Here is a 14,323-nt window from a genome sequence, read left to right as displayed (position 1 = left end):
ACCCCCAGTTGCAACTTATGTGTGCATAGCCGCTCACCACTTGCGGGCCTTCCCGAACGTGGCTGCGATGCAGGGCCTGGCCCGGTATGGGCACTCACCTTCGTATCGGCCGCTCGGCCCCACCCCGATCTGCTCACGGGGCGGGGGAGCGTCGATATTACGGAACACGCTCAGTGGATCCTGGCGCTCCGCGGCCGTTTCGGAGCTGGCGGATCGTCCTGCAGCGAAGTCGCGAGCTGGCAACCGAGCTCATGCAGGAGGGCATCGATCAGCAGACGGAGGTGAACCGACTTGTCCGCCTCCAGGGTGCGGATCAGCTCACAGGCTTCGATCGCTCGATCAGCAATGCGCTCCAGAATAGCACCTGGCGCCTCGTAGGCTGTGAGGAAGCGTGCCGGTCCATCAATCTGTCCATCGATCCGACTGTCGGTCACGTCGATGACGATCCCGCGCCCACGCATCTGTCCGTCCGCGCCCCGCTTGTAATGCCCGCGCACTAAGATCCAGCGCACGATGCCGGGCGCGGGCATGATGCGGTGCTCCCATACGAACAGTCCGCCCTCCTCGCGCACGCTGCGACGAAGCTCTGGATCTTGGGCGACTTCGTCCGGGTGGAAGATCGAGAAGAGATCCGATCGCGAGATGCCCTCGGCGGTCTCCGCATCCGATAGCCCGTACATTCGACCCATGACCGCATCGCCGCGGATCCGGTCAGCGCCTACGTCCTCTTCCCATACCCCGATGCTGAGATCTGTCAGCGGCAGCGCAGCTGCTGCAAGAGCGTACCCTGGGGACCGACGCGGCATGAGTAACCTATGCCCTTCACAATTCGAGGAGACCGCATCATCGCAACTTTTCGTAGTACCGCAATCGGCGTACTCAACCTGGGGATCACGATGATGACAGGTCCAGGATGGGCGAGCGCGACAAAGGTGACGGCCGCGACATGCCTCTCCCTTCGGGGGAGCAGGCCGCTGCGACACGAGAGCGCGAGGGCAAGCTGCGGACATTAAAGCGCCTCGCCGACGTCCTTGGCAGGCCCGTCGAGGATTTCTTCAAGCCAGGCCCTGACTGCGATGCCGCCGGAAGCAAAGTGAACGAAGGGGAGCGAAGATAAAGGTTGCTGCCGGACCCCGCTTGCACCTTCGCTGAGATCCCGACACCTTTCCGACATGATCCGATCAGAGCTCGTCCTCCGCGTCGCGGAGCAGAACCAGCACCTCTAGGCCCGGGACGTCGAGCGGGCGGTCGATGCCATCCTTGACCGGATCGCCGACGCACTAGCGGACGGTACCCGCGTCGAGCTGCGCGGCTTCGGGGTGTTCACGACGCGGACGGTCAAAGATCGCATCGTCCGCAACCCACGATTCGGCGCTCGTGTGAAGGTGGCGGTCAAGGCGAACATCCACTTCAGCCCGAGCAAACTTATGCTGGATCGGCTTAACCACGTGAAGGTTGAGCAGGAAGGGGGAGGCCGGAACGGCTGCTACGCGCCTCCTGATCACGTCCAGTGATTGGAGGATCGCCCTCACCTTCCTAATACGCCCGGGCTCGGGCACGTCCGGCAGCAGGTCGGCGATGGCTGTCAAACAGCTTTAAACATTGGTTCTTCCGTACTTTCGGTGCTGAGCGGTGGTTTGGACGTTGATTCGCATGTTGGCCCGAGGGCAGTGCGATGCCGATCTCGAACCCGTCGTTGCCGTCGGTCCCGGACGGCCTGCACGTCGATGATCTGACGCTGGACACGGCCGGGTTGCTGATCACCGCCCGAACCATGGCAGCCCAAGCCTGCTGTCGGGTCTGCTGGCGTGCGTCAGTGCGGGTGCACAGCAGGTATTGGCGGACGTTCGACGACCTGCCCTGGCAGGACCGGCCGGTGACGTGGCGGGTGCAGGTGCGCCGCTTCCGCTGCGGCCATTGCCCGGGGCGGATCTTCGCCGAACGCGTGCCGGGGCTGAGTGCGCGCAAGGCGCGCCGCAGCGACCGGTTGGCCGAGGCGCAGACCGACATCGGCATGGTGCTGGGTGGTGAAGCCGGCGCAAGGCTGTCGCGGCGGCTGGCCATGCCGGTCAGCGGCGACACCGTCCTGCGCCTGATCCGTCGTCGCGGGACCGTACCGTCTCCGCCGCCGCGGGTGATCGGCATCGACGATTGGGCGTGGCGGCGCGGCCGGTCCTACGGCACCATCGTGTGCGACTTGGAGCGGCGGCGCGTCATCGATCTGTTGCCCGGCCGCTCGTCGGCACCGGTGCGGGAGTGGCTCACCGCCCATCCGAGCGTGACCGTCGTCAGCCGTGACCGTTCGGGACCCTACGCCGAGGCCACGCGCACGGGAGCACCGACGGCGACGCAGGTCGCGGATCGCTGGCACCTGCTCGTCAACGCTTCCGAGGTCCTGCGCGGCATCGTCGAGCGGCACCAGTCCGAGATCCGAGACGTGGCGCACCGCGCCGTGCACGATTCCGCGGGCTCCCCTGATCTGGCGAAGACAGTGCCAACGAACGTGAGCAGCCGGCGACGCGACCGCTGCGAGGCGGCCCTGTGCCTCCACGGCGAAGGTCTGCCGACCAAGGAGATCGCTCGCCGTCTCGGCGCATCCCGCAACGCCGTGCGCCGCTGGGTGCGGGCGGGCCGGTTGATGCCCTACCGCCGCGCACCGGGTTCGAGCCTGCTCGATCGCCATCTCCCCTTCGTCGAGGCACGCTGGCGGGAGGGCCAGCACAGCGCCACCGTCCTCCACCGCGAGTTGCACGCGCAGGGCTTCATCGGCAGCTACGACATCGTCCGGCGCTGGGCCTCACGACGGAGGCAGGATGCGCCCGCGCGATCACCGTCCGCCCGGGTCCCCTCGACGCGCCGCATCACCCGTTGGCTCACCGCCGACCCGGCCGCACTGTCGCGGGAGGATCGCGCCTTCACCGAAGCGCTCTGCAGCGCCGCGCCGAAGCTGAAGCAAGCCGCCAAGGATATACGCGCCTTCGCCGACCTCCTGCGCCAGAACGATCCCACCGGACTGACGCCCTGGCTGGAAGCTGCAGCCGCGACCGATCTCGGCGGCTTCGTCACCGGGCTCCAGCAGGACGAGCCAGCCGTGCGCGCCGCTATCGTCGAGCCCTGGAGCAACTGCCACGTCGAGGGGCAGGTCAACCGCCTCAAGCTGATCAAGCGGAGCATGTACGGTCGCGCCGGTTTCGATCTCCTGCGCCAACGCGTCCTGCATGCTGCATGAGCCGGGATCAGCAAAGCTTGATCGGATGCCAAACCTTCAGCACCGAAAGTGCGGAAGAACTAAAGTCGCACGCTGAAACACAGGCTTCATAAGACGTGAGTCCAAGCAAAGTCTTTACGCGACGTCCAAAGTTGTGGGAGCTCACGAAGTCAGCAAGGTGAGCGCGGAGTTGCTCATGGCTATCGTAGTGGTGGCGCTTGACTGTTGCGTCCTTGATCGTCCGGTTCATTCGCTCGACCTGACCGTTATCCGGCATGATGGCCTCGGTGCCCCTACATTCCGCTGACCATGTGATCGGCGCTATGGTGAGCCCATCCGGGATGTGGGGCACCGGGAGCACGTGAGTGCTGGCAGGCCGACCCTTAAGCTATGGGCTTAGAGTCCGAGCCGTTATCTGGCCGCCCCTGCGGTTCGCCCGGATGCGCTGCGAGCGCGGATCCGTAGTTGCCGTGTTGCCCGCCAGCTCCCGTGATCAAGACACGAGGAGGCAGGCTCATGCGAGTTGTGGGATTGGACATCCACCGCGTCTTTGCTGAGGCGGTGCTGCTGGAGAACGGGACGATCCGGCGTTTGGGGCGGGTCGGGATGAGGCGTGATCACCTGACGGCGTTTGCCAAAAGACCGACGCACGACGGCCACGTCGTGGTCGAGGCGACCGGCAATGCGAGCGCGGTCGCCGAAGTGATCCGGCCCCATGTCGGTCGGGTCGTGATCGCAAATCCCCGCTAGGTGCGCCTCATCGCGGAGGCGCGGATCAAGACCGACGTGATCGATGCGACAGTGCTGACACGCCTCTACGCCAGCGGCTTCCTTCCGGAGGTCTGGATGCCGAACGAGGCCACCCTTGGGCTCCGACGCCAAGTTACACGCCGGACCCAAATCGTGCGGCAGCGGACGCGACTGAAGACGATCGTACAGTCGATCCTGCATGCCCATCTCGTCCCGCCTTGTCCGCATGCTGATCTGTTCGGGCCACGGGGGCGGGCTTGGTTACTGGCCCAAACGCTCCCTTCCGACGAGAGTGATGCGGTCACCCAGCACCTGCGCAAGTACGACCGGCTGAGTGAGGATCTGAAGGTCGTCCAGCGCGAGCTAGCGCGCGAGGCCCAGGCCGATACCAACGTCACCCGGCTGATGACGATCCCGGGCATCGACATGGTAGTGGCGGTCGGGCTGATTGCCGCGATCGGACCCATCGCACGGTTTGCCGCCCCGGATCGTCTGGTCGCCTATCTCGGGCTGAACCCGAGCGTGCATCAGTCCGGCTCTGGCAAGCCACGGCACGGGCGCATCACCAAACAGGGCCGAAGCCATGCACGCACCATGCTGGTCGAGGCGGCGTGGCAGGCGGTTCGGGGACCTGGACCGTTGCGCGCCTTCTTCCAGCGCGTCTCGGCTCGCCGCGGGCCACACGTTGCGGCGGTGGCGGTCGCGCGCAAGCTCGCGGCGATCATCTGGCATCTGCTCAAGCGGGGTGAGGATTACGCGTGGGTGCGTCCAGCGCTGCACGCCAAGAAGCTGCGCGAGTTGGAACTGCGTTCGGGTGAGCCGGCTCGTCGCGGCTAGCGTGGGTCAGCCTACGCCTACAACCTAACCCGCATGCGCCAGGACGAACGGCGACGCGTCGAGCAGGCGGAGATTGCCTATCGGCGGCTGATCGAGGGTTGTAGCCGACGTGGGCGGCGGGTGCCCACGGGTCCCGCAAAGGAGGAGCGACTATGAAGACGGCGCGGCCGGCCTTGCACCTCAAACCCGGCTCTTCGTCACGTGGTCACCCGTGGGCGGCAGAAAAATAGCACGATCCGCGAGGAAAGGGGCTGTTCAACCTCATCCGTGGTCCAGGGGTGACGCGGCCTTGTTAGCCGATGGTCGATGTCGTTGCGAGCGCAGGCAGACTCGACGCTGTGGGCTCGGAACGTCTGGCCGGCTGCGCTCACCCGACCGGCCCCGCCGGCCAAGCTACCCGTGGAGCAAAAGCCGACCCTGCACTAACTTTGAGTCCGGACCACCCGGTGGGAGCCGATCATTTACGACAAACGGCCAATATTTATCTTCAATCTCAAACTATTCTGGATGGTATCCTCAAAATTTTGACTCTGCGTCGTAGTTTAGTATGATAGGCCTCGTCGGTATTTGGGCGCCCAATCAGACGTAAACGGCCGAACTCGAAGCAAATCGAGCCCGGGCCGATGGATCCATTCTTCCCGTCGGCGGTAAGATTTCACCGCCGACGTACTTAGTGACCTCGACTATTGGCGCTGCCCGTTCAGCTCCCTGATCCGGGCATCGAGAACGAGGCGCAACTCCCGGATCTCGGTGTAGGCGGACTGCGCCCGCTCGAAGCCCGCGAGCCCGTCGCGACGGATCTCCTCGGTCAACTGCTCGATGCGCCTGACGGCAGCGAGGAATGTCGGGGCCTGATCGTGTGTCGGTATCATGGGGGTCTCCAAAAACTGGCTCAATGAGCGGTAGGATGGGAGTGGGGTTCGACCCGGACTGGCATGAGGCCGTCCGTGAATTGCAGCAGCAGGCGTGAGCCAGCAGGCGCCCTGCCGGCCCCGGTGATGACCGTTCCGGTCTCGGCGTCGATCACCAGCGCGAGGGACGCTTCAAGATCGGGGTCCTGGTCGGCAGCCAGGATGGTCGGCTCGGCCACCGCCTGGAGCGGCGCGATGCCGTGAGCGGCGGTGATCGTCGTCGCTGCCGCGAGTGCGCCAAGCAGGGCGTGCTCGACCTCCCGATCGAGGTGCCGCAGCCGCGCATGCGCCTCGGCGGCGAGATCCTGTAACGCCGCCTCGAACGCTTTCGTGGCTCGAGCCAGAGCGATGCGGCCCGCCTCCAGCAGATCGTGCGCGATCGCATCGTCGAGAGAAGCGAGCGCCCGCTCGGCACGCGCGCCAGTCTGCTCGACCAGATCCCGGACCAGCCTCGCCGCCGCTGTCGGGGTCGGCTCGGAGCGGGCGGCGACCTCGTCGAGAGCGGTGCGCACCGTCCCGGCATGCCCGAGCCCGACGATCAGGTTGGGGATCCGCTCGGCCGTGGCCGCCCTGGCCACGTCGAGGGTGTTCAGGATGTGGAAGGCGAACGAGCAGCCCCCGCCCCGGACCAGCACCGTCGCCGACAGGCCCCGCGCAGCGTGCAGCTGCGCGGCTCGCTCGAGCGCGGCGACCAGCGAGGCTTGCGCGCCGGTCCCTTCGAACGTCGCCCAGAGCCAGTGGACGCGCAATAATCCCATCTGTTCGAGGGCTTGAAGCTGGTGGGCGACGTCCCTGCGGGCCTCGCCGTGCTCCGAGGCGATCACCGCGATCTCGCATGGATCCTCGGAAGCGTCCCAGGTCTGCGGTCCAAATCGCAATCCGCTCGATCGCAGGAACGCAAGCGCCCGGTCGCGGGAGAGCGCTGCCGAACGCGCGGTCTCCTCGACCCCCTCGAGAGCGACGACCTTGGCCTGGACGCCCAAGCCCTTGCCGAAGCGATGGCGGATGCCGGTCCGCAGCGTCAGGACCACGATGCTGTCGGCGAGGGATGCCGGATCGAACGCCGCCCCGCGTTGCTCCCGGATGACGGCGAGTTCGGAGGGGTTCAGCCGAGCCGTGAGGCGCGGAGGCTCCGCAGTGAGGACTGCATCGGCCTCGCCGAGCATCAGGAGACAGCTGCCGTTGCCGGCGGGCTCGACGGCGATGACACAGGCACGGACGGTGTGCTCGCCCGCGAGACGCTGCCGCAACCAGCCCACGAGGTCGCGTAGCTCGAGGATCGGCAGGCGATCGACCGGCTTATCCGGCTGAGGGGGCCCGGGAGGCGGGTCGGCGGTTATGGGGGCAGACAGCCGGCGATGTCCGGGCGACGCATAAGCGATCGTGCCGGGGAACAGATGGTGACGCATGGGGAGGCGGATCTCGTGCGATGGCGTAATGTGTTCCGACAGGACACGGCTTGTCGGCTTGATCGGGTGCGCCGGCCGCCCGGGATTGGGGCAGCGGGCGCCTGACATCGGCTCAGCCCTCGGACAGCGGCACCCGGCGTAGGATGGGAGCGACCGGGGGGAGCGCCTGGGCGATCGCCGCGAGGCGGGGGTAGCCGGCGAGCCGCAGTTCGCGCTGCAGGATGGCCTCGAGGTGCGCGATCAGTTCCACCGCGCCATCGACGGTGAGGTGGGCGAGATCGCACAGCACGGTCGGACGGTGCGGCCGCACCACCAGGATCGGCACCGGGAAGACGCAGAGCCGTCGCAGCAGCTCCTCGTCGGCGAGGGCATCGAGGTCGCGAACCCCGTTGAGGACGACGATCAGCGCGTCGAGGGTGCCCCACTCGTACTGGTCATAGGCACCGTCGAGGGTATGGTGCAGATCGACAACGGCTTGCGGCCCGTCGAACGCGACCGGGAAGCGCAGCAGCGTCAGCAGGCCCCGCGCCTCCCAGTCTGCCAGCCGCACGCTCGCCTCGCGTGGGCGACCATCCTGCGGCTCGATCATCGCGACCCGGCGCAGACGGTCGATCTGCGGCCGCGTGCCCTGCGTGGCCATGAGGCCGTCGGCGGACAGCCTCGCCCTGATGGCGTCATCCCTCTCAGTCCGGGCCCCCACCACCTCGTCGTGCTCGAGGTCGAGATGGAGATCTTCGATCCATCCGAGCAGGTCACCGTCCGGGGCGACCGTGACGTTGAGTTCCACGACGTGCTCGCCGATGAGGTCGTCGGGACGGAGAGGATGGCCGGTCTGGGCCTCGATGCGCGCGACGAGTTTCGGCGGGAGCACGGCCGTGAGCCGGCCCCGCCGTGCCGGGTGTGTGGCGCGGAGTTCGCATCGCCAGCCGGCGTCATGGGGGCGTGGCTCCTCGACCATCGCGCAGATGCGCAGCGGCGTGCACTGGCGCGCGGAGGCGCTCGGCCCCCCGCTGGCGGGGAGGTCGGTCTCGTGTGTCATGTCGATATCCTTGGGATGTGAGGGAGGTGTGAAGACGCCTCACCGGCCATGCGCAGGCTGCGGTCGCCCGCCTCGCGTCGCCTCTCGTCCCGTCCTCGTGGGATTTTTCGTGGAACGCCTTCGCGTCTTTGGTCCCGGTCTCTCGTCTGTCTCGCTGATGATCCGGCCGCGCGGCGAAGGATCATCGTCTGTCTGTGCCAATCCCGTCGTTCGGGTCGTCGTACCCCGCGCGCATCGCGCCGATGCAACCCACGTGGTTCGGTCAGTCATCTCCTATCCCGCGTTCGGAACGTCGTCCGACGGGACGGCGAACGGGTGTTGGCCGGAGCGCCCCGATGATCTCCGGCGGAGTCGACAGCAGCGGTGTTGAAGGCTCGGTCTTCTCGGCGTTCAGCTTCCTCTTGCGACGAAGCATGTCCGATGGCTCAGCATCCGGGCGACGGTCGAACGTCCAGCTCCCGTCATCCAAGTCACTGAACGCGTGTGCCGCGGCCCGCTTTCCGTAGGCCTGCCAGTCGCGGTGCCTGCCGGCGGTCGAGGGTGCATACGCGGCGATCAAGGCGGCGACTTCGGTCTGGTCGTGCCCCGAGACGCGCAGACGGCGGGCGACGAGGGCATCGACCCGTGAGGCGTCCGGCCAAGGTCCTTCCCACATCGCGAGGATGTTCAACCGGTGTTCGCGGTAGAGCATCGCGTCCGGCGGCACGGGCTGCGTCGGGTGTGCGGCATCCGGCGCTACGCCCGAGCGTGAGGAGGCTCCGACGCCGAAACGCCGGACGAACCACCGCGCCTGCCGCTGGATCGCTGCTGCGAACGCGCTGCAATCCTTCCCCGTCGTCTGGATTGCGTGTGCGAATAGCCTGAAGCCGTCCGGGCTCGGATCGTCGAGGATCGTCAGTCCCAAACGCCCTCGGGCCGCACCGACAAAACCGCGGATCGCGGCAGCAGCTCGCGCAACCGCAGCCATCTCGAACGGGAGCAGAAGCTTGGTCGCGCTCAGGACAGCGTCGAAGCGCCTTCTCCCCCGGGCGAGGATCAGGGACGGTGAGAACCTCCGCTGGAGGCGATCAACGGCTCGAGCATCGAGATCGGCCAGGACGACGTGGTGGCGCCGGTCGTCGTCGGGAGCCAGATGGATCGTCCGATCGTCGAACGCCGCCAGGAAGCCGGGCAATGCCGCGGCGATCTTTGCCATCGGACTGGGCGGAATATGGGCGAGGCGATCGGGTATTCTGACCGGCCTAACGCTCCGGTCGATCGGGTCGTGCGGGACCGGAGCGGGTCGCACGGCGACGAGGCGGTAGCGAGAAGCATCGAGCGCGGCATGACACGTTGCCAGCGTGTGCGGGATCCGTGCCGCCGGCTCGTTATCACGTTTCAGGGGGGCGAGCTTGGGCGGCGATCGACCGGTCTGTCTGGCGAGCGTTCGCGCGCTGGGCGCGGTCGAAGGCCGGGGGCCGACCAGCACCGATTTGAGCAGGGGCATCGCATCGAGCGCGGGATAGCTCGCGTCGTACCGCTCACGGACCCGATCAGCCTCGTGTTTGCGCCGCCGTGCCAGCACATGAAGTTCTGGATCGGTTCCCGGTGCGGCGCGCGGTGATCCGGAAGGTTGCGCTTCGGGAAGGTAGGCCGGTCGGACGCCCTGCGCAGCTGGACCCGGCTCGAACGGCCCGAGCCGAGCCTGCAGCTTGGCCAAGCTCGCGGCGCGGCAGGTCGAGGCCTTGATGACCTGACCATCGATGATCAGGATCGCGCCCGATCCCTTGCTCGCGTAGACGATCTCCTCCGTAGCGAGATCGCGGTGCAGGGCGGCCCAGGATCCGGCGCGCGCGACGATCGGGGCTACGATCTCGATGGCCCGCCGCGCGGCACTCTCGCCGCCCTGGTAGATCTCCGCCCGCGCCGCTCCGGAAGGCAGGGCGTCGCCCGGATCGAAACGGCGGGCGAGGGTCTTTGCCTGGGCCGTCGCCCGATAGCTCTCACGGACGCGGGCGGCGGCCATATAACGGGCAACCCGCGCGTTTGGATCGTCCGCCGCGGCCGCTCGGAGTGCGTCCCGGACGCGGGTGATACGCGCCTCGGTGCTCTCCCGGCGTTGCCCGTTAGCTTTGGAAGCGTGAGCAGCGGAAGCACGCAACCGGCTCGCGCTCACCTGTCGTGGGAGGTGAGCCGTGTCGGCATTGGCCCGCCTCAACCGATCCCGAGCCGAACCAGCACCGCCTGCATCTGAGCCCGCAACTGGCCGATCTCTTCGCGCATGTCTGCCAGGAGCCCGACGATCTGCTCCTGTTGTTCCATCATCGCGTCCTGGGCTTCGAGGATCGCGCCCATCGGATCCTCCTCGGCTTGATCCCCACCGCCCTGCAGGAACTGCAGGATCCTGCGCGTGTCGCGATGGGCGGCGTGCGCTTCGACGGAGGCATGCTCCGCATGCTTGGCGGCGACCTGCCCCCAATTCGGCTGCTGCCCGCCGGGCTGTCCTGTACCTGCTGACATGCTGTTCTCCCGTGACGTCTTCGAGGATCTCGAAGTGCGCGCCGGGCTCGCGTCGCCAGCCCTGGGCATGCTCGATCCGGGCGACCGCGCGCCCGATGGCGTTGTGGAAGAAGGCGACCTTGGTCGCCTTGTCGGCATCCGGTGCGACGCGTGAGACCAGCGCGTGCAGGTGCGGGTTGCCACCTTCGCCGAGGTGCACCGTCGCGGCGCTTGTCCACGCGCTTGCCGATCATGACGGCGCCCTCGACAGGGCGTCGATGGCGCGGCGGATATCGCGCAGGGCGAGGCGGCCGTCCTCGCGCAAACCGGGGGTGCGGATGGCGAGCTTGGCGAGGCCGCCGAGCCGGCGCAGCTCGCGAATGTGCTCATCATCGACTTGTGCCGCGATGTGCAGCCCGACCAGCCGACGGCGGGTGAGCGCGGCGAGGGTGAGCCCGGCCACCTGCGCTTCGCGAAGGAGGCGCGCGTGCTCGTCGGGGGCGAGCCGAATGCCGACCATCTCCGTGAGTTGGCGGCGCTCTGAACCACGTTGGCCGGACATCGGCGTCGTCCTCAGGGGGCCTTCAGGGGTGGGGGTTCGGGGGCACGCCCCGACAGGCTGAGGGGGAGGTGAGAAGCGAGAGCGCCGAACGGCCCCCGACCCTTTGCGCTCCGTGGCCGGCGGGGACGGCGCGGTTAGCAAAGGGCATCCTGCCCCCTGCGTCCTCCATGGGTGTTGTCTTTCCCTGGTCTTCCCGCGGCGTCAGCCGACGCGCGGTGATCGCCTCCGCTTTGGCCACCAAGCCTGGAACGAAGCCGTCGCGCAGCGCACTGGCGATCGTTTTGCGGCGAGCTCGTTTAACCGGCGTCGCGCAGTTTTCTACGTAGATCATAAGCTCGCTAGCCAACTCGAAAGCGATCAACTTTGTCGAGTCCGTGGGGGAATCGAGCATCGCCGTCTCAAGCATTCACACCGGCGCTTGATTGGTCAATGAGTTGACAAGCACAGCGAAATTTGCGGGGGCGAATCACTGTAAAACACAATCAATATAACACTCATCTGCATCGATTCGCGGCAAAAAGTTCTTGCAATCGGTACAGGCAAGCGTGACCATGGTGACGGCGGACGCTGACGATGCGTCGAGCGAACCAATCCACAGGTGGAGCCAATGATGGTAAAGCCAAAGCGAATAAGGGTCCCGATCAAGTCGGAGGAAATCTCTGCGTCGCACGAGGCGCTCGATGCGTTGCTACGCATTCCGCCACCGCCGCCACGCGAGACGATCACACTTGCGAAAGCCATTGGAGACCTCGCCCCGAAGATCCTGGCGCTCCTGGATGCGGGCCACACCATCGAGATGATTGCCGAGCGCGTTCGGCTTGGCGGCCAACCGATGCTCGCAGCCACGCTCAAGCGCTACATCGCGGCGCGTGGCGGCCGGCGCAGCAAATCGAAGGGGCGGCGCACGAAGGGTACGAAACCGGCAAAGCGTGGAGCTGGTCAGTCAGCCGGGTCGTCATCGCCCGCGATAATGGTCAGCGGCGATCCCTGTCCGTCGAACCGATCACCGACTGCGGCAGCGTCGTCGAAGCCAGCATCGACGTCACAAACACAGGCGATGCGGGGCATTCCAGTCCAGCCAGATGTCTCGCGACCGATAACCGACGCGCACCCAGTACAACAGGCTCGACCGGCACCAGCGCCGCTCGCACAAACGGTGATACCCGCAAAGCCACCTCAGTCCGCCGAGGTAACGCGGCCGGCGGCGCAGCCCGTCACTTCACACAATCCGATGCCGGCGCCGCCAATCCGAGAGACGAGCGTTCCGCTGAGCACGTCACGGGCGCCGACACCATCATCGCCTGCATCCATGGCAGAGCGGACATCGGGCATTCGAAATCAACCGAGTCTCGATTTATGCCTCGCGGCTGCGGCGAGAATGGATCGCGCACCTCCCCCGGGCTTCGAGCCACATCCGATTCCACAGCCCAGGAACAATCCGACAAAGAAAGAGGATCCGCTGTTCTGATCATCCGTCGAGATGACGGCAGCGATAGGTTGCGATCCGCGACTTACACAAACAGTCTACAGAGCTATGCGTCATACCAGGCAAAATACGACATCAGGCCCATAGTCGATAATCTTCCATATCTTCATACGAAGGGTCGGCATGAGGACTCTCATGCCGACCTACATTCTTCGTCGCGATCTTGAGATCGCTCGAATCCACCTTCAAACGATGGAGCGGACTCAATGCTCGGCGACGATGATGCCCCCAGGTTCGTGTACAGCCAGCCCCTCAAAACGGAGGACATCCGTCGGGATGGACGAGGTCACCCGCTCGCCTGGGTCCCAGTTACGTGTCCGCCGCCCGTCCAGACGGGACGCCCCCGCACCGTTGAGCGGAAGAGGCTCCTGCAGGCGAGCTTCGGCCTCACCTACGTCGGCCTCTTCGAGGCGCTGCTCCGTCGCGCGCGAGATGCTGGCCGCGCGAAAGGACATCGGCGTGAGGTTCTGCACGAGGAGTTGCGGCAGGAGATCCTCCATGGGATCCCAGTGTCGTGGAGTCCGGCAACGGTTACCGATGCGGCAGAGAAGTTCGTAGCCGAGCTATCGCCATATCCCACCTTCAAGGCGTTCAAGGGTGACGCGCGCGGACGGGGACGCAAACATCCGGGAAAGCCGAACGCGAAAACCGGCGATGCCTGGATCACCGCACAGAAACGGATCCTGCGCCTGCTCGCCATCGCTAGCGAACAAGACCAGCTCATCACCAGCGAGCAACACAAACTCGGCCACGCGGTGCGCGCGCACGACGACATCGGTTGGTGGGAAGGGAAGGAAGCTCTGTTGGAGGAGCGCCTGCTCCTCGACACCAAGCAACAGGAGAAATTCCGCCTGAGCCTACCGGAGATGGTCGAAGTCGCGATCTACGGTCACATCAATCCCGCTGAGCTGTGGCGGAGCTACCATCTGTCGAGTGCCATGTTCGAAGCGGCACGCTGCGCCGGGTGGTGCAGGATCGGAAAGTTCGGTCCGCTGAGCCCGGACGGTGCAAACTGGCTGATCAACTACCTCGCCGGCTGGTCGAGTCTCGACAGCACCGATCCCGATGCGATCAGCCGGTACTTCCTCTGCAGGGACCTGATCATCGACGCCTTCAACGGTCTCGCCGACGCAAACATCCACTTCTTGCGCGGCGAGCTGCTGAACGAGGTCGAAACAGCGATCAAACGGGGGGGGCCGATCGAGATCCGTGTGCCGGCGATCATCGCGAAGCAGCGGACAGGCTGAAGATTTCGTCGTTCGACAGGGCCGCGCGAGTTTTTACCCGAGTTTTTCAAAGCGGACTGGCATCATTGGAGAGCTCCATTGAGGAGCCCGACGATGCGTAAGCCATTTCCCCCGAACACATCTCGCCGAAACGGACGACGCAAGACCGAGCCTCGGCGGCCTGACGGACGCCATGCCCCCGGTGCGCGGGCTCGCGTCGCAACGCAGCGCCGCCCCGGTATCCGCAGGCATCCCTCGTTCGTCCTCGATCTCGCAGATCCCACCAACGTGGCGACCCGGGAGATCGAAGTGATCGATCGGCATCTCGGGAGCTTCATCGACGATCTGCTGGGTTGAGGCTTCGCCATCCTGCGAGCGTGACCGCCTTTGGAGGATGCAGCGACGACTCTTGCCGCC

Annotated in this window: 11 protein-coding genes and 4 pseudogenes; 5 read left to right on the top strand and 10 right to left on the bottom strand. The window is 66.2% G+C overall.

Annotation, left to right across the window (positions count from 1 at the left end; genetic code table 11):
- Positions 1-170: 170 nt before the first annotated feature.
- Positions 171-689 (bottom strand): PAS domain-containing protein, encoded by a 519-nt coding sequence (locus MKK69_RS23585; RefSeq protein WP_243971891.1) that lies wholly within the window; start codon positions 687-689, stop codon positions 171-173.
- Between the two features lie 483 nt (positions 690-1,172).
- Between MKK69_RS23585 and MKK69_RS31085 the strand changes: the two are divergent.
- Both MKK69_RS31085 and MKK69_RS23575 read left to right on the top strand, forming a co-directional pair.
- Positions 1,173-1,514, top strand: a pseudogene (locus MKK69_RS31085) (HU family DNA-binding protein).
- Positions 1,515-1,696: 182 nt separating this feature from the next.
- Positions 1,697-3,229 (top strand): ISL3 family transposase, encoded by a 1,533-nt coding sequence (locus MKK69_RS23575; RefSeq protein ID WP_243971897.1) that lies wholly within the window; start codon positions 1,697-1,699, stop codon positions 3,227-3,229.
- A gap of 7 nt (positions 3,230-3,236) precedes the next feature.
- On the opposite strand, the pseudogene MKK69_RS23570 reads toward MKK69_RS23575, so the two are convergent.
- Positions 3,237-3,476, bottom strand: a pseudogene (locus tag MKK69_RS23570) (integrase core domain-containing protein); the annotation flags it as partial.
- 248 nt (positions 3,477-3,724) lie between these two features.
- Between MKK69_RS23570 and MKK69_RS23565 the strand changes: the two are divergent.
- Positions 3,725-4,951, top strand: a pseudogene (locus tag MKK69_RS23565) (IS110 family transposase).
- 95 nt (positions 4,952-5,046) lie between these two features.
- On the opposite strand, the pseudogene MKK69_RS23560 reads toward MKK69_RS23565, so the two are convergent.
- From MKK69_RS23560 to MKK69_RS23535, 6 genes and pseudogenes are all read right to left on the bottom strand, one after another.
- Positions 5,047-5,160: pseudogene (locus MKK69_RS23560) on the bottom strand (IS481 family transposase); the annotation flags it as partial.
- Between the two features lie 318 nt (positions 5,161-5,478).
- Positions 5,479-5,667 carry a hypothetical protein gene (locus tag MKK69_RS23555; protein WP_243971889.1) on the bottom strand — a complete coding sequence of 63 codons (189 nt, stop codon included), beginning with the start codon at positions 5,665-5,667 and terminating at the stop codon, positions 5,479-5,481.
- A gap of 20 nt (positions 5,668-5,687) precedes the next feature.
- A complete protein-coding gene (locus tag MKK69_RS23550; RefSeq protein ID WP_243971887.1) occupies positions 5,688-7,223 on the bottom strand; it encodes an exodeoxyribonuclease VII large subunit in 1,536 nt (511 codons plus the stop codon).
- A 4-nt stretch (positions 7,224-7,227) separates the two neighbouring features.
- Positions 7,228-8,154 carry a hypothetical protein gene (locus MKK69_RS23545; protein ID WP_243971885.1) on the bottom strand — a complete coding sequence of 309 codons (927 nt, stop codon included), beginning with the start codon at positions 8,152-8,154 and terminating at the stop codon, positions 7,228-7,230.
- A 262-nt stretch (positions 8,155-8,416) separates the two neighbouring features.
- Positions 8,417-10,159, bottom strand: a complete 1,743-nt coding sequence (locus MKK69_RS23540) for a hypothetical protein (protein ID WP_243971883.1) — start codon at positions 10,157-10,159, stop codon at positions 8,417-8,419.
- A gap of 188 nt (positions 10,160-10,347) precedes the next feature.
- Positions 10,348-10,653, bottom strand: coding sequence for a hypothetical protein (locus MKK69_RS23535; RefSeq protein ID WP_243971881.1), 306 nt, complete (start codon positions 10,651-10,653; stop codon positions 10,348-10,350).
- On the opposite strand from MKK69_RS23535, the gene MKK69_RS23530 reads away from it, so the two are divergent.
- The gene (locus tag MKK69_RS23530; RefSeq protein ID WP_243971880.1) at positions 10,652-10,807 is read left to right on the top strand and encodes a hypothetical protein; all 156 of its coding nucleotides are present in this window, start codon (positions 10,652-10,654) and stop codon (positions 10,805-10,807) included. The genes MKK69_RS23535 and MKK69_RS23530 overlap by 2 nt on opposite strands.
- A gap of 75 nt (positions 10,808-10,882) precedes the next feature.
- On the opposite strand, the gene MKK69_RS23525 is transcribed toward MKK69_RS23530, so the two are convergent.
- Complete coding sequence (locus tag MKK69_RS23525; RefSeq protein WP_243971879.1) at positions 10,883-11,194, bottom strand: plasmid mobilization protein; 312 nt, start codon at positions 11,192-11,194, stop codon at positions 10,883-10,885.
- Between the two features lie 1,689 nt (positions 11,195-12,883).
- Positions 12,884-13,180, bottom strand: coding sequence for a hypothetical protein (locus MKK69_RS23520; protein WP_243971878.1), 297 nt, complete (start codon positions 13,178-13,180; stop codon positions 12,884-12,886).
- Between MKK69_RS23520 and MKK69_RS23515 the strand changes: the two genes are divergently transcribed.
- Positions 13,160-13,927, top strand: coding sequence for a hypothetical protein (locus tag MKK69_RS23515; RefSeq protein WP_243971877.1), 768 nt, complete (start codon positions 13,160-13,162; stop codon positions 13,925-13,927). The two genes, MKK69_RS23520 and MKK69_RS23515, sit on opposite strands and share 21 nt — an antisense overlap.
- Positions 13,928-14,323: the final 396 nt, after the last annotated feature.

The sequence above is a fragment of the Methylobacterium sp. J-026 genome (genome assembly GCF_022829585.1).
GTDB lineage: Bacteria > Pseudomonadota > Alphaproteobacteria > Rhizobiales > Beijerinckiaceae > Methylobacterium.
This window is presented reverse-complemented; position numbering and strand designations above follow the sequence as displayed.